Source organism: Mycobacterium sp. E787 (assembly GCF_001668725.1).
Classification (GTDB): domain Bacteria; phylum Actinomycetota; class Actinomycetes; order Mycobacteriales; family Mycobacteriaceae; genus Mycobacterium.
Genome location: NZ_LZKL01000110.1, coordinates 1 through 21,497, shown reverse-complemented (window position 1 = coordinate 21,497; position 21,497 = coordinate 1). Strand labels below are relative to the sequence as shown.

11 protein-coding genes are annotated in these 21,497 nt (G+C 69.9%); 3 read left to right on the top strand and 8 right to left on the bottom strand.

Features of this window, described 5'->3' with window-relative positions:
* Window positions 1-9: 9 nt before the first annotated feature.
* The 6 genes from A5705_RS21610 to A5705_RS21585 form a co-directional block, all read right to left on the bottom strand.
* Window positions 10-2,799: a toll/interleukin-1 receptor domain-containing protein gene (locus A5705_RS21610; protein ID WP_197521317.1), complete on the bottom strand. Its 2,790-nt coding sequence runs from the start codon at window positions 2,797-2,799 to the stop codon at window positions 10-12.
* A 104-nt stretch (window positions 2,800-2,903) separates the two neighbouring features.
* Window positions 2,904-7,109: a TIR domain-containing protein gene (locus A5705_RS21605; protein ID WP_068279928.1), complete on the bottom strand. Its 4,206-nt coding sequence runs from the start codon at window positions 7,107-7,109 to the stop codon at window positions 2,904-2,906.
* Between the two features lie 16 nt (window positions 7,110-7,125).
* Entirely contained in the window at window positions 7,126-11,373 is a 4,248-nt protein-coding gene (locus A5705_RS21600) for a TIR domain-containing protein (RefSeq protein WP_231982538.1), read from the bottom strand.
* A gap of 110 nt (window positions 11,374-11,483) precedes the next feature.
* Entirely contained in the window at window positions 11,484-13,031 is a 1,548-nt protein-coding gene (locus A5705_RS21595) for a zinc ribbon domain-containing protein (RefSeq protein WP_156763188.1), read from the bottom strand.
* Window positions 13,032-13,429: 398 nt separating this feature from the next.
* Window positions 13,430-14,161: a hypothetical protein gene (locus A5705_RS21590; RefSeq protein WP_068279922.1), complete on the bottom strand. Its 732-nt coding sequence runs from the start codon at window positions 14,159-14,161 to the stop codon at window positions 13,430-13,432.
* Entirely contained in the window at window positions 14,139-15,281 is a 1,143-nt protein-coding gene (locus tag A5705_RS21585) for a patatin-like phospholipase family protein (protein WP_067874423.1), read from the bottom strand. The genes A5705_RS21590 and A5705_RS21585 overlap by 23 nt, the downstream gene beginning before the upstream one ends.
* Window positions 15,282-15,391: 110 nt before the next feature.
* Between A5705_RS21585 and A5705_RS21580 the strand changes: the two genes are divergently transcribed.
* The 3 genes from A5705_RS21580 to A5705_RS21570 are packed head-to-tail and all read left to right on the top strand — an operon-like array spanning window position 15,392 to window position 17,147.
* On the top strand, window positions 15,392-16,078 hold the full coding sequence (locus A5705_RS21580; RefSeq protein ID WP_197521316.1) for an AAA family ATPase: 687 nt from the start codon (window positions 15,392-15,394) through the stop codon (window positions 16,076-16,078).
* 4 nt (window positions 16,079-16,082) lie between these two features.
* Window positions 16,083-16,652, top strand: a complete 570-nt coding sequence (locus A5705_RS21575) for a hypothetical protein (RefSeq protein ID WP_068279917.1) — start codon at window positions 16,083-16,085, stop codon at window positions 16,650-16,652.
* Between the two features lie 27 nt (window positions 16,653-16,679).
* Window positions 16,680-17,147: a RyR domain-containing protein gene (locus A5705_RS21570; RefSeq protein WP_067874415.1), complete on the top strand. Its 468-nt coding sequence runs from the start codon at window positions 16,680-16,682 to the stop codon at window positions 17,145-17,147.
* 26 nt (window positions 17,148-17,173) lie between these two features.
* Here A5705_RS21570 and A5705_RS21565 read toward each other — a convergent pair whose 3' ends face one another.
* Together A5705_RS21565 and A5705_RS21560 are read right to left on the bottom strand one after the other, a co-directional pair.
* Window positions 17,174-19,948: a hypothetical protein gene (locus tag A5705_RS21565; protein ID WP_156763187.1), complete on the bottom strand. Its 2,775-nt coding sequence runs from the start codon at window positions 19,946-19,948 to the stop codon at window positions 17,174-17,176.
* 114 nt (window positions 19,949-20,062) lie between these two features.
* Window positions 20,063-21,497 (bottom strand): neutral zinc metallopeptidase (locus A5705_RS21560; protein WP_156763186.1); only part of this gene is annotated, 1,435 nt, incomplete at its 5' end.

Below are 21,497 nucleotides of genomic sequence, written 5' to 3'. Positions count from 1 at the left end.
CATCCGACATCATGCGCCCCCGGAGCCGTCGGCTGTGACGGGTAGCCCCGGGCACAGGGTTGAATAGCCGATGTCGGCCGATATCCAGTCGCGCCATTGTTTGCGGCTCATGTTGGAATTGACCTTGTCGCACAGCATTTTCGGGGTGGCCTGGGCGGGCCAGAGCCTGATCGTGCGGTCCATACTCGCTGATGCGAGGCGTTGTCCGTCGGGGCTGTACGCCACACTGGAAACCAAGTTGGTGTGGCCGACGAAGGGCTCGGTGAGTTCTTGCCCGGTTTCGGCGTTCCACAACCGGACCGTCAGGTCGGCACCCCCGCTGGCCAGCCGGTGCCCGTCGGGGCTGAACGCCACGCTGGTCACCGTGTTGGTGTGGCCTTTGAGGGCGGCCCCGATCTGCCTGTGGGTGCCGGCGTTCCACAGCCGGATCGTGTGGTCCCAACTGGCACTGGCGAGCACGCGCCCGTCGGGGCTGAATGCCACGCTGTCCACCGTGTTGCTGTGCCCGGCGAGTGGGTCGCCGATCGGCTTACCGCTGCTGACATCCCACAACCGCACCGTGTCGTCGGCGCCACCGCTGGCCAGCCGGTGCCCGTCGGGACTGAACGCCACGCTCCACACGGCGTCGGTATGCCCGTCAAGCGGCGCCCCGATCGGCTGGCCGGTGTCCGCGTCCCATAGCCGCACCGTGTGGTCCCAGCTGGCGCTCGCGAGCCGATGCCCGTCGGGGCTGAACGCCACACTGCTCACGATGCCGGTGTGGCCGGTGAGGGGGGCCCCGATCGGCTCGCCCGTGTCCGCGTCCCACAGCCGCACCGTTTGATCGGCGCCCGCGCTGGCCAGCCGATGCCCGTCGGGGCTGAACGCCACGCCGAGCACCGAATCGGTATGGCCGGTAAGGGTTTTGACGGGTTGGCCGGTGTCGGCGTTCCACACCCACACCGCGCCCCGCGGTCCGGCACCGGCGCTGGCCACCCGGTGGCCGTCCGGGCTGAAGGTCACGCCCTCCAGCTCGTAGGCGTAGCCGGCGAGTATCTCGTCGAGATTCCACACGCGCAGACTGTGGTCCCGCCCGCCGCTGGCTATCCGGTGCCCGTCGGGACTGTAGGCCACACTGATCGCCGCATCGGTGTGTCCGGTGAGGGCGGCCCCCAGCGCATGGCCGGTGTCGGCGTCCCACAACCGCACCGTGGCGTCGGAGCCTGCGGTGGCGAGCCGATGCCCGTCGGGACTATAGGCCACGCCGAATACTGCGCCGGGGTGGTTCAGCGGGCTACCGATCGGCTGGCCGGTGCCCGTGTCCCACTGGCGTACCGTGCGGTCGGCGCTGGCGCTGGCCATCCGTCGTCCGTCGGGACTGAACACCACCGTGACCAGACCGCCTTTTTGCCCGGCCTGCAGCGCACCCATCAGGCGCGCCGTGTCGGTGTCCCACAGCGCCAGCGTGCCGTCGTAGCTGCCGGTGGCCAGCAGGTGCCCATCCGGGCTGAACGCCACGCTGTGCACGAAACTTGTGTAACCACCCAGGGGGGCGCCGACCGGCCGGCCACTGTCGGCGTCCCACAACCGCACGGTGCGATCCCAGCCGGCGCTGGCCAGCAGGTGACCATCGGGACTGAAGGCGACATCTTCGACGAAATCCTGGTGCCCTTTGAGCGGGTCGCCGATCGGCTGACCCGTGTCGGCATCCCACAACCGCACCGTGTCATCCCAACTGCCACTGGCCAGTCGGTGCCCGTCGGGGCTGAACGCCACACTTGTCACCTTGTTCGTGTGACCTTTGAGGGGGTCGCCGATGGGCCGGCCGGTGTCGACGTCCCACAGTTGCACGGTGCCATCCGGGCCGCCGCCGGCGGTGGCGATTTTGTGCCCGTCGGGGCTGAACGCGACGCCGGGTACCTCCGCCCCGGTGTCGACAACCTTGAGCGTGGTACTGCGTTGGCCCACCGCGTGCAGCAGGGCGCTCTGGCCCAATGGGGCCGCCTTTCGGGCCGCCAGCAATTCGCCGAATGCCCGGATGTCGCCGCCGGCGCGGGCGCCGGCCAGCATGGACTGCGCCTCGGCGGTAAGCCGTTCGGCGATCGCCTGGTTGCGCTGGCGGATGGCCTCCTGGCGCTGCACGACGGCGATCAGTGCCGCCACCAGTGACACCACCGTGAGCGCGACCATCCCGGCGATCGCGGCTGCGCGCAGCCGGCGAAACCTGCGCTGCTCACGCAGATCGTCGCCGGCCAACTGATCCTTGGGCTTGCCATGAATCGGCGCCGCCAACGCCGTGATCTTGTCCCGCAACGGCCCCGCCTGCGGATCCCACGGCGCATCAGCACTCACATCAACAAAAAACGGCTCCGTGGGCAACACACCCGGCCGGGTCAACACCGGCGGCGCCGCATCCGACAACCCCGGATCAAACCGCTGCCCGACGCCATCCCACCGCAACCGCCCCCCCGCCAACACCAACAACAACTGCGTCCGCCCCCGAGTCTGCAACCAATACCCCACCTCCCGATCCACCCAATACGACTGAGCCGCAGCCGGAGACAACACCATCACCAAAAAACGAGCCCGATCCATCGCCTCGGTGATCTTGCCCCACAAATCCGGACTCACCTCCAAATTGGTGTCATCACGAAACACCCGCAACGCCCGCAACTGCCCCAACCGCCGCCCAACCCGATGCAAACCCTTCTGAATCCCACTAGCCACCAACCGATCCCGATGCGTATACGACAAAAACGCGTCATACTCCGGCACCACCCGCCCCACCACCGGCGGCAAAGCCTGCATCGCATCCGACATCATGCCTCCTGAGCAAGGATCAGCGTGTTGGGTTCAACCAGTAGCAATTCCCGCGCGAAACGGGTTGCGGCGCAAAAGATCCGGTCAGACATGGCCGACGGCCACTAACCCGCGGGCTCGTCCGCCGGGGTGGGCAGCCCGGGGCAGGTCGCGACGTACGGGATGTCGGGCGACACCCAGTCCCGCCACTGTTTGTGGCTCATGTTGGCAATAAGCTTGTCGCACAAGGTCTTCGGGGTGGCGGTGACCGGCCACAGCCTTGCGGTGCCGTCGCCGCTGCCGCTGGCGAGGCGCTGCCCGTCGGGGCTGAATGCGACGGCGGTCACCGAGTTGGCGTGGCCGGTGAGCGGTCCGAACAGCGGTTGCTGCGTGTCGGCGTCCCATAACCGCACGGTGGCGTCTCGGCCGCCACTGGCCAGCCGGTGCCCGTCGGGGCTGAACGCCACGCCGAGCGCCACGTCGGTGTGCCCGCTCATCGGGGCGCCGACGAGGTGGCCGGTGTCGGCGTTCCACAGCCGCACCAGGTGGTCCTCGCTGACGGAGGCGAGGCGGTGGCCGTCCGGGCTGAAGGCCACGCCGTAGACCTTCCCGCTGCGATCCTCGAGCGGCGTGCCGATGGCTTCGCCGGTGTCGGCGTTCCACAACCGCACCGTGTAGTCAAGGCCTCCCGCCGCCACCCGATGCCCGTCCGGGCTGAACGCCACGCTCCATACGGTCCTGGCACTCCCCGTCAGCGGTGCTCCGCTCGGCCGACCGGTGGCGGCCTCCCACAGCCGCACGGTGCCGTCCCCGCCGCCCGTCACCAGCCGCCGCCCGTCGGGACTGAACGCCACGCTGGACACGCCCTCGGAGTGCGCCGAGATCGGTGTGCCGACCGGGCGACCGGTCCCGACGTCGAACACGACAACGGTGTCGTCGTCGCCGGCGGTGGCCAGCCGGTGCCCGTCCGGGCTGAACGCGACGCCGAGCACGGTGCTGGTGTGCCCGGTCAACGGCGGCCCGGCGGGCTCACGGGTGCTCACGTTCCACAGCCGGGCGGTGTGATCCTCGCCGCCGGTGGCCAGTAGGCGCCCGTCGGGGCTGAAGGCCACGCTGTCCACCATGCCGTTGTTTCCCGCGAGGGGCTCGGTGGCGTCCCACAGCCGGAAGGTGTGGTCCCAGCCCGCCGACGCCAGCCGTCGGCCATCGGGACTGAACGCCACGCTGAGCACCACGTTGGTGTGCCCGGTCAGCGGGGAGCCCAGCTGCCGTCCGGTCTCGGCGTCCCACAACCGCACGGTGTTGTCGACGCTGCAGCTGGCCAACCGGCGTCCGTCCGGGCTGAACGCCACACCCGTCACGCCGTCGGTGTGCGTCTCCCAGGGCGGCCCCAGCTGCCGGCCGGTGTCGGCGTCCCACAACCGCACACTGTTGTCATCGCCGCCGCTGGCCAGCCGGTGCCCGTCCGGGCTGTACGCGACGCTGCGCACCTGATTGGTGTGCCCGGCCAGCGGTGCTCCCACGGGCCGGCCGGTGCCGACGTCCCACTGCCGCACCGTCTTGTCGCGGCTGCCGGAGGCCACCCGCTGGCCGTCGGGGCTGAACGCCACGCCCGTCACGACGTCGGTGTGCCCGGTCAGCGGTGACCCCACGGGCCGGCCGGTGTCGGCGTCCCACAGCCGCACCGTCATGTCGTCGGCGCCGCTCGCGAGCCGGTGCCCGTCGGGACCGAACGCGACGCTGGTCACCCAGTCGGTGTGCCCGGTCAGCGGATTCCCGATGGGTTTGCCGGATGCGGTGTCCCACAACCGCACCGTGTGGTCACGGCTCGAGGTGGCCAGCCGGCGACCGTCCGGGCTGAACGCCACACCGGTCACCATGCCGGTGTGGCCCGTCAGCGGCGCCATCAGCGGCTGGCCGGTGTCGGCGCTCCACAATCGCACGTTGTTGTCATCGCCGCCGGTGGCCAGGCGGTGCCCGTCGGGGCTCACCGACACGGCCAGCACCCGCGCGCCGGTGTCCGCGACCTTGAGCGTGCTCGAGCGCACGGCGGCGGCGTGCAGGAGCGGGCGATCGTCGTGGGTGTTGGCCAACGTGTCGGCGGCGAGAAGTTCCTGGAAAGCACGCACATCCCCGCCCGGCGCCGATCTGGTGAAGATGTCCCCGGCCTCGGCGCGCAGCCGCACGGCGGTGGCGTCGAGGAACCGGCTTTGGGCTTGCCTGCGCGCCGAACGCGCATGAACCGACGCGGTCGCCGCCAGGATCGCCCCCACGACGGCGATCACCGCCACCACCGCCGTACCGGCCACCACGGCGCGCAGCACGCGCGAGCGCCGGCGCAGCGCCACCGCGTGGGCCTCGGCGGTCTGCTGGCGTTCCCGCGCATCGCGAAGTTCGGCCTCCCGGCGCCGCGCCTCCGCCATCCGGCTGGCGTCCTCGGCGACCCGGGAGGCGCGCAGATACTCCCCCGCGACGAGCAGCCGCTCTTTGAATTCGGCGGTGGCGGCGAGGCTTTCGGCATCGACCAGCCGGGTTCCCGTCAGCAGCCACGAGGGGTTGCGGTCGTGGCCGGCCCAGGCGGCGGCGCCGCGCTCCACGTCGTCGGCGGTCAACAGGTGCTGCCGCTCCTCGCGCAGCCACCCTGCCAACGAGTTCCATTGCCGCAGCAGGCTTTCCAGCGCCACCTCGATGACGACCTCGCCGTCGCGCTCGTCGCGGACCATCAGCCGTTTCCTGACGAGCGCGTCGATCAGCGGGTGGCTGTCCTCGGGCAGGTCGCGGTAGCGCGCCACCCGCCGCACCGGCTGATCGCTGTCGGGATTGATCGTGGCCAGCCACGGGATGAATGCCGACCGCAGGATCGCCAGCGCGGTGCGGCGATCGTGCGGAGAGTCGGCCAGGATTTCGTCGATCTCGTTGTTGACGACATCGCGCATGCCGCCCATCGCTTCGTAGTCATCGACCGTCAGCTCGTTGACATCCGCGTCAAGCCAATCGGTGTACAGCCGGGCCAGCGTCAGCGACAGCAGCGGCAGGGTGTCGGCGCCCTCGCGGGCGTCCTCGATCAGGCGTTGCACCAGGGCCGGCGAAAATCGGACATGCTGCTCGGCCTCCGCGGTCCGCGCGGCGGGGCCCACGATGACGTCGCGGAACTCAGAGGCCGGCATGGGCCGCAACTCGTTGAACAACACGCTGCCGAGGCCGTCGAGGGCGCGATGATTCTGCATCGCCTCGTAGCTGTCGGTGCGGATCGTCGCCGCGACCACGAAACCCAGACCGGCGGCGTTGATCTCGCGCAGGCTCGCGGCGAGCAAGGTCAGGAACTGCTCGGCCTGGTCGCCGGCGTCGACCGAGAACAGCTCCTCGGCCTGATCGAGCGGCAGCACGAGCGTCGGCGCCGCCCCGTCCCGGCCGACGTCGGCCAGCCGCTTGGCGGCCGCGGAGCGCGCCTCGGTCAGCAACCGCACGATTCGATCGGGGTCGCCCAGGCAGGCCCTCTTGATGTCGCCCAGCCGGGTTCCGCGCAGTCCGAGTCGCTGGCGCGCGCTGTGGATGGCGGCCGCGAAACCGTGCTCGCCGGTCAGCGCGGCCCGTTCGGGGCGCATGATGCCCAGCACCGCGAAGCGACCGTCCTCCCGCTGCAGCCGCGGGATCAATCCGGCGCGCAGGAACGACGATTTGCCGCTGCCCGACGGGCCCAGCACCACGAACAGTGGCTTGGCCCCCGCGAGCCGCATCGCGCGCATCTCGTCCAGGCCGCGCACGATCGCCGCGTCGCGGCCGAAAAACACTCCGGCATCGAGGGTTTCGAACGGTTCCCAGCCGCGGTACGGCGCGCGGAGCGGGTCCTCGGCCGGCGGCCACACGAAGTTCTCCGGCCCCACCCCGGTGCCCGCGATGGCCCGGCGCAGTTGATCGAGCGCCGCGGAGTTGAAGCGCAGCGGGGGGGCCCCGGGCACCTCGATCGGCGTTTGTGGGCCGACGGCGAACAGGTCGCAGCGCTGCCATTCGGAGGTGATGTCCGAGGGCCCGGTGTCCTCGAGCCGGGCGACGAGAATCTGTTTGCCGAGACCCTCGCTGGTGCGGTATTCGGCCCTGCACTGGGCGGACGCCTGCCAGGCGGCTGAGACCAGGCAGATCACCGCCTCGCAGCGGGAATCGTTTTTGAACAGCTCGCGCTTCCACCGCGCCGCCGAACCGGTCACCGAGTCGGGGCCGAGGTCCAGGAAGATCTCGTTGACGAGTTGCGGCCGGTGCTCGCACAGCCAGTTTCTCAACGCGATCGCCGCGCGGCGGTCCTCCGCCGAATGACTCACGAAGACGCGCGACATGGCCACTTCCCGATTGTCATGACGATTCGCCCGGGCCGGTCGGCAGTCCGGGGCAGAGCCGGACATAGGGGATGTCGGGAGAAACCCATGCGCGCCAGTCTTTTTGGCTGATGTTGGCAATCATCTTGTCGCACAGGGCGTTCGAGTCGGCGACGAGAGGCCACACCCGCACGGTGGCGTCCACGCCGCCGCTGGCGAGCCGTTGGCCGTCGGGGGCGAAGGCCACCGCCCACACCCCGCCGTCGTGCCCGACCAGGGGCTGCATCAGCGCGTCCCCGGTGCGGGCATCCCATAACCGGATCGTGTGGTCGATACTCGCGCTGGCCAGCCGGCGACCATCCGGACTGAACGCGACGGCGGTGACGGCGTCGATATGCCCGCCGGTCGGTGCGCCGGCCGTGCGGCCGGTGTCGAGGTTCCATTCCTGCAGCGTTCCGTCCCTGCTGCCGGTCACCAGCCGGTGCCCGTCCGGACTGATCGCGAGGCAGATGAGATCGGTGGTGACGATGCGCAGGGTCTGCAGGGCCCGGCCGCTGTCGGCGTCCCACAGCCGCACGGTGCCGTCCCAGCTCGAGCTGGCGATCCGGCGGCCGTCGGGGGTGAACGCCACACCCGTCACGGTTGAGGCGTGCCCGGTCATCGGCGCGCCGATGGGCCGCCCGGCGTCGGCGTCCCACAGCCGCACCGTCCCATCCCAGCCCGCCGAGGCCAGGCGGTGCCCGTCGGGGCTGAACACCACCTTGCTCACCTTGCCGGTGCCTATCAGCGGCGCCCCGATCTGCCGGCCGGTGTCGGCATCCCACAGCCGCACCGTCCCATCCCAGCTCGACGACGCCAGGCGGTGGCCGTCGGGACTGAACGCCACACCCGTCACGTCGTCGGTGTGACCGCTCAGCGGGGCTCCGACGGGTTGGAGGGTGTCGAGGTTCCACAGTCGAAGGGTGTGGTCACCGCTGCCCGTGGCGAGGCGATGCCCGTCCGGGCTGAACGCGACACCGAAAATGGTCCCGGTGTGGCCGGTGAGCGGCTGGTCGGCGTCCCATATCCGGACCGTCTGATCGTCGGCGGCGCTGACGAGGCGGTGGCCGTCCGGGGTGAACTCCACCGCGTCCACCGACATGGTGTGCCCCGTGATCGCCGGCCCGAGGGGCTGCCGGGTGTCGGCGTCCCAGATTTGGAGCGTGTTGTCGGTGCTGCCGCTCACCAGCCGGCGCCCGTCGGGGCTGAACGCCACCGCGGTCACGTCCTGGGTGTGGCCGGCCATCGAATTGCCGATCGGTTTTCCGCTGTCGACGTCCCAGAGCCGCACCATGCGGTCGGCGCCTCCGGTCGCCAGCCGGCGCCCGTCGGGGCTGAAGGCCACGCACCACACGGTGGCGTCGTGTTCGGCCAGCGGCGCGCCGATCTGCTTCCCGGTGTCGGCGTCCCAGATTCGCGCCGTGCGGTCGGAGCCGGCGCTGGCCAGCCGGTGTCCGTCGGGGCTGAAGGCCACGCTGTTGACGCTGGCGGTATGCCCGGTCAGGGGATCCCCGATCTGTCGCCCGGTGTCGGCGTCCCACAGGCGCAGCGTGTCGTCGTCGCTGGACGAAACCAGCCGGCGCCCGTCCGGACTGAACGCCACATTGGTCACCCAATCTGTGTGACCCGTCAGGGGGGCGCCGATGGACCGCCCCGTGGCGGCGTCCCATATCCGCAGGGTGTTGTCTTCGCTGGCGGTGGCCAGGCGATGCCCGTCGGGGCTGAACGCCACGCTCATCACGGGCTTGGTGTGTCCCCGCAGTGGCGCCCCGAGCGCCCGGCCGGTGGCCGCGTCCCACAGGTGCACCATGTTGTCCCGGCCGGCGCTGGCGATGCGGCCCCCGTTTTGGGCGATGCCGAGCACGACCGTGCCGGTGTCGATGATCTTGAGCGTGGTGACACGTTCGGCGGCGGCGTGCACCAGCGGGCGATCGTCGGGGGCGCCCGCCAACGCGTGGGCGGCGAGCAGCTCGTCGAACGCGCGGATGTCCCCGCCGGGAGCCGATCCGGCGAGCATGTCGGCCGCCTCGGCGCGCAGGCGGGCGGCGGTCACGTCGTAGAACCGGCTTTGCGCCTGTCGCTCGGCCGCGTGCAGCTTGGACGTGTTGACCACGGCCATGATCGCCCCCACGATCGCGATGACGGCCACCACGGCGGTGCCCGCCAGCGCGCGGCGGAGGATGCGCGAGCGCCGGCCCAGGGCGGCGGCGTGGGCATCGGCGGTGTGTTCGCGCTCCCGGGCGTTGCGCAGTTGCGTTTGCCGATAGGATTCCTCGGCCGCCGCGGTCGCCTCCGCGGCGTACCGCGATGCCGCGAGGTAACCGCGGGTGCCGGCGAGGCGCTGTCCGAATTGCGGCATGCCCTCCAGGGTTTCGGCGTCGGTGAGCCGGGTGCCGCTCAACAGCCACGCCGGGTCGTGCCAGTGGGCCTGCCAGGCCGCAGCGCCGCGTTCCACGTCGTCGATGGTGATCAGGTGCTGGCGTTCCTGACGCAGCCAGCCGGCCAGCGATTCCCATTGGCGCAGAAAGCTTTCCAGGGCCACCTCGACGACCACCTCGCCGTCACGCTGGTCGCGGACCAGCAGCCTCCGCTCCACCAGCGCGTCGATCAAGGGGCGGCCTTCCGCGGGTAGATCGCGATAGCGCGCCACGCGCCGCATCGGCTGGTCGCTGTCGGGGTTCACCGTCGCCAGCCACGGGATGAACGCCGACCGCAGGAGGTCGAGCTGGTGCCGGCGCCGCGCGGGATCCTCGGCCAACACCGCCTCGACTTCGTTGTTGACGACGTTGCGCATTGCGCCCATCGCGTCGTAGTCGGCGGGGGTCAGCTCGCCGGCCGCGGCGCCTTCCTGTCGGCGCTCTCGCCAGTCGCCGTACAGCCGCGCCAGCGTCAGGGAGAGCAACGGCAGGCTGTCCGCGCCCTCGCTGGCGTCGGCGATCAGCCGCTGGACGAGGGCCGGGGCGAAGCGCAGTTGTTCGCCGGCGGTCTCACCGCGCCGGGCCGGGCCGACGATGACTTCGCGGAACTCGGTCGGCGGCATCGGTTTCAGCTCGTTGAACAACGTGGTGGCCAGCCCGGCGAGGGCGGGATGGTTCTGCATCACCTCGTAGCGGTCGGTGCGGATGGTGGCGGCGATGATCAGGCCGGTGTCCTCGGCGTTGAGCCGGTGGGCCAGCCCGGCGATCCGGTGGAGGAAGAGCTCGGCTTGCGGTCCGGCGTCCGCGGCGAACAATTCCTCCGCCTGGTCCACCGGCAGGATCAGCGTCGGCGCCGACCCCTCACCGCCGGCTTGGCCCAAGCGCTGCATCGCCGCGGAGCGCAGCTCGATCAGCAGTTGCCGAACCCGTTCCGGTTCGTCCAGGCAGGCCCGGTTGACCTCGTCGAGTGGCGGGCCCGGCAAGTCGAGCGCCGCTCGTGCGGTGTGAATGGCCGCGCCGAGGCCGCGGTCCCCGGTCAGCGCGGCGCGCTCCGGACGCAGGATCCCCAGCACCGCGAAGCGGCCGTCCTCGCGCTGCAGTCGCGGGATCAGGCCGGCCCGGAGGTAGGAGGACTTACCGCTTCCGGACGGGCCGAGCACGACGAACAGCGACTTGGTCCCGGCCAGGCGCATCGCGCGCAATTCGTCGACCCCGCGCACGATGGCCGCGTCGCGACCGAAAAACACTGCCGCATCGATGCTTTCGAACGGTTCCCAGCCCCGATACGGCGCGCGCGTCCGATCCTCGTCGGGTGGCCAGACGAAATTCTCCGGTCCGACGCCGCTGCCCTCGACCGCCCTGCGCACCTCCTCGAGGACGGTGGTGTTGAACCGCACCGGCTCTCCCACGTCCCCCAGCCGGGCCAGCTCCGGCGCCGCCGCGACATCAAGTTCCGTGTGCGGGCCGTCGGCAAAAAGGTCGAACCGCCGCCATTCGGAACTGATGTCGGTGTCGGCGACGTCCTCCAGGCGCACGCAGAGGATTCGTTTGCCCAAGCCCTCGGCGATCCGGTACTCCGCCTTGCATTCGTGGGAAGCCTCCCAGTTCCGCGACAGCAGGCAGATCACCAGCTCGCACCGGGCATTGCTGGCGAAGAGCTGGCCCTTCCATCGATCTCCCAGCTGCAGGCCCGTGCGGGTGTCGATGTCGAGGAAGATCTCGTTGGCCAGCTGCGGTCGCCTCAGCGACAGCCACTGCTTCAGGGCCACCGCCTGACGGCTGTCCAGGCTGGAATGGCTCAGGAAGATTCGCAGCACGACGGTGTCCAATCGCCCATGTAGCGTGCGGCCCGGCCGGCGCACCGGGCCTGACACCACCCGGAAAGCGCCGACCGGTCAATCAGCATTTGCCGCACGCCCGTGCCAACCAGATCTTCTCGTCACTCCATCGAGACCAGCATGCTCCCGGCGTCCGGCAGGGACGATTTGAATGTGTCCTGGCTGTTGGCGAAGTAATTGTAGAAGGCGGAGATCTCGGTCGAGGAGTTGTACAGGACTATCCATCCTCCCCAGATCTGCATTGTGCCCTGGTTGGTTTGGGCGTCGGCGGTGTAGTCCAACTCGATCAGTTGTTGAAAGTTCTTGCCTTGCAGCGGCACCGGCCGCGCCGAGGAATTCTGCTGGACGTTGGTCAAGCCGCCGCTTCGGATGTTCTGGTTGATCAGCGTGTTCGCTTCGCTGACGATGTCTTGCGTATTGGCTTTGCCGACGGAGGCATAAACGATGGCGTCGTGGCCGGCGTTGATCAGGTCGACCCACTGCCGGTCCCGATTCAGGATCGTCCAGCCCTGGGCGGGGGCCACGGACACTCCGCTTCCGAGGTCGATCGGGCCGAACGAGAGGGCAAGGGGTTTGGTGACGGACGCCAGATGCATGTTGCCCGAACGCAGTTCACCCGGCCGTCCCGGCGCCGGCAGGAGGGCGCCGGCCGCGGCCGCTGCGCCGGGCGCGATCGTGCCGCCATGCCCCGGGGGTGTCGGAGGCGTCGAGGCGCCGCCCTCCGCGACGGCCAGGCTGATCGCCGCGGCGACCGCCACCACCACGACGATGACAGCCGCCATCGCGGCCGCGTGCAGCCGATGCTCGAACTCCTCACGCTCCCCGGCCGTTTGGGCTTGGTCCGAATCGGCGACCGTCGCGGCCTGCAATGCGTTGCGAGCGGCCCACATTCCCGCGCCGGCCAACAGGAACGCGGCCAACGCCGTCAGCACGATCCCGCGCGTCCCGTACGGCTGCAGCAGCGTGGTGGCCAACTCGTACGCCACCACCAGCGCCAGGCCCTCGAGGACCCCCACCACCGTGTTGACGCCCGGGACGCGCAACCCGAGCACGCCCACCATGGCGGCGGTCGCGAAGATGATCGGCTGCAAAAAGCCGAGCGTCAACGCGATGAAGGCCACGTGCGCGGGGTCGCCAGTGGTGGCCTGCACGTGGGTGAACGCTCCATGCTGCACGACGACACTGAGGCCCAGGGAGAACGCCGCACCAGCCAGCGAACAGGACACCACGACATCCAACGGATGGCGAAACGCCGACCGCGTGCTGATCAGCAGCGGGGCGATCAGAACCGCCGCGAACGCCACCACCGGCAGGACCAGGCCCAGCTTCAGGATCCGGGAGACCGGCGGCAAGTGGTATCCCGGCGCGCCCCACGCCACGACGGAGTCGACGAAATACGTTTCCAGCAGCCCCACGCCGACTCCGAGGACCAGCGCGAGCCCGAAGGCCAACACGATGATCGTGATCGGCTCGTCGTGCCACAGCCGGTGATCGTGGATGTAGACCAACACCGCCGCCGGCAGTGCGACCGCAGCCAACACCAACGCCACCGGCAACGAGCCCAGGGCGGCGGCGATCAAGGCGGCCACCAATGCGAGCCCGGTCACGTTGCGGTAGAGGTGATGGCGTCGCTCCGCCAGATGCGGCATCAACGTTCCCATCAGCGCCACTGGTCGACGCGGCTCCGAGGAAGCGGGGCTAGTCGGATTGACCATTGTTCGTACCTCTCCGGTTTTTCGGAAGCTGCATGCGAAGGATCACCGGCGGACCGGTGGTTGCGAACACACGGAGCAAGCCGGGACCGCAAGCCGTTGGCCGATCTGGGGCCCGATCGGTCGGCGTTGTATTCGGTCGCATAAGCAGCCCCCAAAAAGGCGGAATTTGCGCACTCGAAGTTTACGACCGCCGCACGCTTCAGGCGAGGGGTTTGCGCCGCGACGTTTTCAATGACCACAGGTCATTAGTTCACGCGTCGAATGCCCTGTCCCGGCGCCCCGTTCGGTCACCGGCCGCGCAGCGGCGGGACGCCGGCCCACCCGCCCGCCGATCAGCCGAGGGCGGCGGTGAGCAGCCCGGCCAGAACCGCCGGCGGACTCATCGGCACCGCCCGAATCAGGCCGGAGCCGACCAGGGCCGCGGCCCGGCCGTCGGCCGAACCGCCGCTAAGCGCGGCGGCGAGCACATCGGCGGTGCCCCCGGAGCCCGAAACGACCAGGACCGGGCGGGCGCTTTCGACACTGTGCCGGACGTCCAGGTAGGCGATCTCCCCGCCGTTGACGAGCACCGTGACCGATCGCCCGGACCCCGCGAGCGCCGTTGCGGCGCGGGCGATCCACGGCGACTCGGCGCCCCACTCGTCGCCCGGCACCACGACGAAATGCGTGTGGTGGGGTTCGAGCAAGGTGGCGACGTCGCCCGGGGACTGTTCCCGCGGCAGTTTCACCGGCCCGGCGGCCACCACGCCCAGCAGCGGAAATGTGGCCCCGCAGGCCGCACGGGCCTCGCCGAGCAGGCGCATGACGCCCGACCGGGTCCCGCCGTCGACGCCGGCCGCGCCGCGCGCCTGAAGGACCGGCGCGATGGCTTCCGCGAACAACGGGCGCAGGCCGGCCATGCCGTCCCGGTCCAGCCCCGCGGCCCCGCCGACAACCACCACCGCCGGCCGCGGCGGGCGCAGCCCCAGCGCGTCGAGCGCGGCCGGCAATTGGTTCTCCTCGCCGACATGCACGGCGCGCGCGGAGGCCGCGCCCGTCAACTCAACCCGGAACGGCGACGCCACCGGGCCGTCCCAGGAATCCGGCGAAGTGCTCGACGGCGACAGCGCCCGCCGCCGCCTGCCCGACCCGGCGTAGCTCGCCGATGTGCTCAACCGAATCCAGCGTCTGCACCTCCTCGGGCGCCACATCGCCCAGGCCCAACTCGTCGAGCCCGCAGCGCGAGAGTTCCGCGTTGTAGCGGACGTAACTGAAAAGCCGCTGCGGCAACAGCCCGGCTCCCCGCATCAGGTCCCCGACCTCCGCGTCGATGGGCGCACCGTGGCGGCACCGGCCGAACACCCGGCACAGCATGTCTTGTTCGGTGAGCGCCGCGTGCATCAGCGCCGCCGGCACGGAGGCGACGTTGAACAGGAGGTTCATCGAATCCGGGCGCAGCCGGTCGTCGGCCTTGGGACAGGTGCCCGTTCCCACCGAAACCAGCAGCAGATCGGATTCCGTTGCGGGCCAGCCTAATCGGTACTCGTCGAGTGTCGCCATCAGGAACAGTTGGAAGGCGGGGTTGTTGTACATGGTCAGCGCGCCGTCGACGAACACGAAGTTGCGCCCGCCCAGCGGGACCGTCTCGGGCGGGAAATAGGTCGGCGCGGCGGTGCTGGCCCGCACCAGCTGCCACAGCGGGATGGCCAGGTTACTGTCCGGCCGGCTCGGGTCGTTGAAGAGCGCGTTGGGGTTGTTGCTCAGCGGCCAGGGCGAGTCGGTGGTCGCGTTCCGCGCAACGATCATCAGCAGGGTCTTCAGCTCGTCGCTGCCCAGCGTGGTGTCTTCGCCGAGGACGCTTTGCAGGAGTTCCTGCAGCCGCACGCTGCCGTAGCGGTAGTGATACAGGCGGCGCAGCGATGCGTGGTCGAACATCTCGTCGCCCCTGCTCACGTAGAGCTCCAGCAGCTGTCCCGCGTGCAGCCCCTTGGCCAGCCCGGCCGCGATCATCGCCCCGGTGCTGGTTCCGCCGATGTAGTCGAAGTAGTCCCCCAGCACGAAATCGTCTCCCACGCAGAGGTGTTCTGCCAGCATCGATTCCAATCGCCGCAGTATCTCCAGGGTGATCACACCCCGAACGCCGCCGCCGTCCAGGGCGAGCAGCTTCTTCGGTCCCGGCGAGCTCACGCGGTCCCTGAAGGACATCTGACCTCCCGTCGTCGCTGCGACCGAACTTATCCGCCACCCGGGCTCGCGTGCATCCGATTGCCCCGAATGCGGTCAACTCGCCGATTGCCCGGTCCGCGTGCGGTTTCGTGGCGGACAATGGCAGCCATGCCCGGCAGGCCGGCGCGGACGGCGCCACCGTGACACCGCCGCCCGCGCCCTGGATCGCGATCACCGGGCTGGACGGCTCGGGCAAGACGACATTGGTGCGTTCCCTGACCGAGCAGCTGGGCGGGTTCCGGTTCCGGCTGCCGTACCACGGCTTCGTGCGGCAATTCCTGGACGTGTCGGGCGGCGGGTCGGCCTTCGGTGACGTCCACACGGATCGCTTGCTGTTCGCGACGGATGCCCGGCTGACCAACACCCTCATCCGCGACTGGCGGCGAACGCACCCGCTGCTGCTGTCCCAGCGGGGGTGGATGGACAACTTCATCTTCGGGGCTGTGCAGGGCGTCAGCTACGACGAGACCGACGCGTTGCTGCGCACGACGGAGCTCGAGCGCGCCACAGCGATCGTCTACCTGACCGCCGAGCCGCGGGTGGCCTTCGACCGCGTCGCCGCCGACGACAACGGGGACAAGTACGAAACACTCGAGTTCATCACCGAGCAGCACCGACAGACGTTGCGGTTCTACGAATCCGTCGACACGGGCCTGCCGGCCCTGACGGCCTTCGACGCCATCCCCGCAACCCTGATCGACACGACCACGCTGACCATCGACGCGGTCCTGCGGAACGCGCGGGACTTCCTGCGCACGGTGTCGGTGTCACAATGACAGGATGGCAGGGCGCGGTCGCGGCAACGTCGTGCTGGTCGACATGGACGGGGTGCTGGCCGATTTCGACGCGGCGGTGTTGGATCGGCTGCCGCGCACCGTGGCGCGCGTCGCCCGGACGAATTTCTACGTCGCCGACGACTATCCGCGGCACGCGGCCCACGTCGCGGAGATCACGCGCCATCCCGATTTCTTCCTCGATCTGCCGCTGGTCGACCACGCGCTGCAGGGATGGCAACGGCTCATCGATGCCGGGTACGAGCCGCGGATCTGCTCGGCGCCGCTGTCCAGAAACGAACGGTCGGTGCGGAACAAACTCGCGTGGTTGCGACGCCACTTCGTTCCCCACTTCGGCGAACGAGTGGTCACCGACGCGATCATCGATCGGGAAAAGTACCGCTACGAAGGGCTTGCCCTGATCGACGACCGACCGGAAGTCGACACGAACGACGGTCGGGCCAGCTGGCGGCACGTCGTGTTCGACCGCCCGTACAACCGGAACTCGAGCGCCGCGCTGCGGCTACGCGGCTGGGACGATCCGCAGCTGGAAAGCACGTTGCAGCACGCGCGGTGACCGGGCGGGCGGATGTATGTTGAGCCGATGTGGAGCGGGCCCGTCGAACCGATCGCGCAGGCCATCCACGAGCGTTGGCGCAGCGCGCAGATCGCGGCCGGAAAACCCGCGCCGTCCTGGCAGGAACTGGATGAATCGCGCAGGGAGTCGAGTCGCGATCAGGCCCGCGACATCCCCGCCAAGCTGCGCGCCGTCGGCTGCGATATCGCACCACTGGACCGGACGCGCGCGAATGATTTCGCCTTCGCCGACGAGGAAGTCGAGAGGCTTGCGTCCGCCGAACATGCGCGCTGGGTGCGGGAGCGCACCGCCGACGGCTGGACCCCGGGCGACAAGGACGCCGCGCGCAAGACAACTCCCTATCTGGTGCCGTTCGAGGAGTTGCCCGCCGAGATCGCCGATTACGATCGCGACGCGGTCAGGGAAATCCCCCGGCTGCTGGCTTCGGTGGGCCTGCGGGTTGTCCGCGGACGAACGCCGACGCTCGCCCCCTGAAAGCCCTTGTAGCCCTCTGCAATTCGCTAAACATCCGCGGACGCCGGTTCCGTCGTGGACACCCTCGGGCCCTTGTAGACGGGCACCGGTCCGCGGTAGCGCCGCTCGAATTCGGCAGGGCGCACCGGCCATTGCTCGCCCCGGTCACCCTGGATCACGAAGTCGCCCTCTTCCGCCGCGACAGGTCCCTCGAGCGTGGGGACGGTCTCGCCCGGCCGGGCCCGCCGCGCGAGCACCGTTCCCGTGCGTTGCCATTGGTCTCCCCGCAGATGCCGGTAGGTCGCCCGGAAAATATCGTCGCGCACCGGCCAGCTGTGACTGCCATCGCGCACCTCCCAGTCGCCGGCAGCACCGCACAGGGCCTCCCCGGCGGCGGTGGTGTACTTCCATTGCCTGCGATGATGTTTCGCGGTCACGGTCCCCGTCCGCTCGTATGTGTCCCACATCGGCATCGAGCGGTAACCGAGCTTGCGCAGCTCCATCAGCGTGCCCGCCAGGCTCTTGAGCGCCGCGGCTTTCAGCTCCGGGTCCATCACCGTGGCTTCCCAGTCCGCCACCAATTTCTCGTGTTTCCGGTGGGTTTCGTCGCGCCGGTCGCCCTGCTTCCAATCGTGCCGGCGCAGGAAGCGGCTCCAGTCCTCCCATTCGGCTTGCGCCATCGCGTAGGCGGTGTCCTCGCTGAAGCCGAGCCGCTGGAGCCGGGCCAGCGCGATCTGGGAGTCCGCCAGGCTCTTCAGCGCGACCGCCCTCAGCTCGGGGTCCGCCAGGGTGGCCTCCCAGCTGTCGACCAATCGTTCGTGCCGCTTGTCGGCGATGTTGCGCGCGGGACCCCACGTCCACCCGCGCTGACGCAGGTAGTTGCTCCACTGTTCCCACTCCGCGCGCGCCATGGCGTAGCTGGCGGCCTCGCCGATCCCGAGCCGTTCCAGCTTTTTGAGCGCGGCCTCGGCGGGCGGTGTCCCCCCGTCGGCGCCGGCATCCAACGCTTCCAGGCTCTCCGGGGACACCGCGGTGTGCGGCGCGTCCGTGGCGTTCCAGGTGTGGCCCGCGATCTTCTCGACCATCCAGAGGGCGTTCTGCAGCTGGCGACGGTTGGAGCCCTTGTAGAAGCCGCTGAGCTTGTCCCACGGCTGCGCCGCGGGCTTGGTGCGATCCTCTTGCGACGACGCGTAACGCTCGTGGATCAACATGGCGGCGCGTTCGAAGTTGTCGTGGGCGTGGCCGTCCGGAAGTTCCATTCCCAGCCGGTAGGTTCGCAGCTCGCAGGCGACGGGGACGCTTTCGGCGTTGAGCCGGGCCGTCGGATCGCACATGTAGATCGGCATCGTGGGATGGCTTGCGGCCAACCGTGTCCCCAGGATCGGGTCGGCGGCCGCCACCGAGTCGACCACGATGACGGCCTTGGTCGAGTCGATCCCATCGGTGTCGGCGACGACCCGGCCGACCACCGTCGCGGAGGGCACCGCGGCGACGCGGTCCACCGGCGGTAGGTCGCTGCTGAACCCCTTCCGCTTGTGGCGTTCCTCGTGGTCGCTGACGTATTCGTCGGCATCGGGGGCGACCACGGTCAATGCGGGCAGTTCCGGCTGGCCCTCCGGGGCATGGAAGCACCGCTCGATGTGCCGCTGGGCCATCTCCGCGCACAGCGCAAGTGTCAATTGGGAAGCGCCGCAGACGATGATCTGTCGAACCGCCTTGTTACGAAGAACCTGGTCGGTGAGCCGCCGCGCGGTCGCCTCGTACTTCGACACGGTGTCGGCAACCCACAGGTGATCGGAGTCGCCGCCGTGATGACCGAACTTCTGCGCCCGCCAGGCCTCGGCCAACCATGGGTCGTCGACGCGCACGATCAGGGGAATGCGCCGCCTGGTCGCGACGGGCGCCAGGAGTTGGCTCACGGCGGTAAGCCGCGAGAGATTCGTCGACGGATCCGCCGAAAGCAGATACAGCGCGCTCAGGCGACGCCAAAACTTGTGCTCCACAAGCGTTTCGGGACGCCCGAAGCCCACCTGCACGACGCGCGCTCCCAGCCTGCGCGCCTCGGCGATGCACGCGTTGTCGACGTTGTCGGTCATGAGCACCAGCGCGCCGCCCGGGCGGAGACTGCGCGCTATGGGGCCGATCATCGACACGGAGTCGTCGTCGAGGTCCACCACCACCGTCACCGTGCGCGCCCAGGCGGCGCGCAGACGGTCAGATTGCGCGCGAAACGCCGCCGCGGCGACGCCCACCACGCTGATGAAGAGCGCGGCGACGATGGTCAGGCGCGCGACCTGCAGCGCCGCCGGCGTGGGCTTCGGGCATATTCCGGCGCTTTCCAGGACTTCGTCGCCGATGCCCCCCTTCACCAGGGAGGCCGTCCACAGCAACGGGCTGACGAAGGTCGGATGGTCCGGGTTGGTGCAACCCCAGAATGAGCTGAAGCCCAGCACCAGCCCGGTCAGGGTGAGCCCGACGACGATCATGACCGGCACGGCCGCCGACGAACGATTGCGCGGCAACCGGTAGGTGAGGACGCACAGCAGCGCGATCACCGCGACCACGAGCATGACCGGTGCCCAGTCGCCGCCGTCGGTCAGCCACTGCAACCATCGCGGCCATCTGCGTTCGGGCGCCACGGCCGCCAGGGCGAGGCAGCCGACGAGGCCGACGGCCACGACGAGCAGCGCCAGCTGTGCGACCCGCAACCCTGGGTCTCCGATCAGCGTCGGGCTGTCGGCTCCGCGGGCGGCCCAACCGCCTCCGCGCGAAGTGCGTTGGCTCGACTCGCCGTTGGCGCTCGGGTCAGCGTGCGGCGTCATTCAGGCCCAGTCCGTGTGCGGGTAAGCCGGCGGGCTCATCGGCAAAGGATATCGGCACCCCCGCCGGGTGCGGAAGGCTTCGCGGAGCGCCAACCACCCGGGTGTCGGCGAACGTCACGGCCAGCGCTTGTAACAACGGTCTTGGTCCCCGAGCACCCCGACGCGGAAGGCCGCAATGCGCGCGAACACGGACGGCGCCGACGCGCCGTTGACGTCCCCGGCGGCCGCGCCGTTGGTCAACAACCCTGAAACGGCCTCGTCCAGGTCGCCGCCGCTCAGCGCGATGGTGACGCCATTGGACACGACGACGGGCTTGGACAGCTTCGCGGTCGCCACGCCGGTCAGGCAAGCGGTGCGCAACCCCGCGTTGGTGTTGTCGAGCGCGAGTCCGCCGTGCTGCTTCTCGAGGGCCATCATGAACCGCGACACCAGCACCGAAAACGCGGTGTAGTCGCCGAACAGCGGCCCCATCATGTCGAGGGGGGAGCCGCGGGCCAAACTCGTGCCCATCATCACCAGCCGGGGCATGTCCACGCTGATGGTGTTGCTCGACGGACAGAACCACGCCGGCGGGCTCGGATGGGCGTCGGGACAGGGCGGCTGCTCGAACACGAGCTGCGGCGGCGTGGATAGGGGAAACAGCTTGTTCAGCGCCTCCAGCACCGACTTCGCCGACTCGTTGGTGATCGGCGTTTCGCCGGTGGTGCCGTGCTCGAGCAATTCCTTGGGGAGGTTGGTGCGGCGCTGCGCGATCTCCGCCTCGTTGATGCCCGCGCAGGCGCGCACTCCGCCGTCGAACCCGAATTGGAACGCCGTGACCCGTTCGAACGCCGAACCGTGCACCAGACGCCGCTCGGCCGGGTTGCCCGCCGCCAGCAGCGGGTCCCGAATGCCGATCATCACCCGCAGCAGCTTGGCCAGGCCGTCCCCGGTGCTGAGCGTGAACCTGGGCGATTTGCCGTCCGCCACCCAGCGCATGTACACGCCGGCAAAGCAGTCCGCCTGCTGTTCGGCCACCGTCGCGGAGGCGGTGTTGGTGATGTCCACCAGCGCGGCCATGTGCTGGATGGCGTGGCCGTACTCGTGTGCGAGCACCACCGCGACGCCCATGTCGCCGCCCACGTCGCGCTGCTCGGGCATGAGCTGACCACGGTCCCAGCCGATGGTGTTGCGCGACAACGTACACGTCGCCGGCGGGCTGGGCCGGTCGTCGGGGCAGTTCTGGTCCCTGGGGTCGGTGCTGCCGCACCACATCGCGTTGACCGTGTCGTAGGTCGGCGCCCCGCAGAAGCTGCCGTTCTTGTAGCGCGAGTCCCAGGAGAACACCGCGTTGACGGGCGCGAAGTTGCCCGTCAAGGGCGCGCCGTAGGCGCCCGCCCAGAATTGTTCGATGTCGGAAACCGCCATGGCGGCCAGGTTGTCGATCTCGCCGCCGTCACCGTCCTGGATGGGCCGCGTCGGCCCCGGAGCACCGGGCCGCAGACCCGAGGTCCCATTCGCCACCGGCGCCCCGGCCACCTGCGAGGGGTTGGGGCTCTCGGGGATCGGG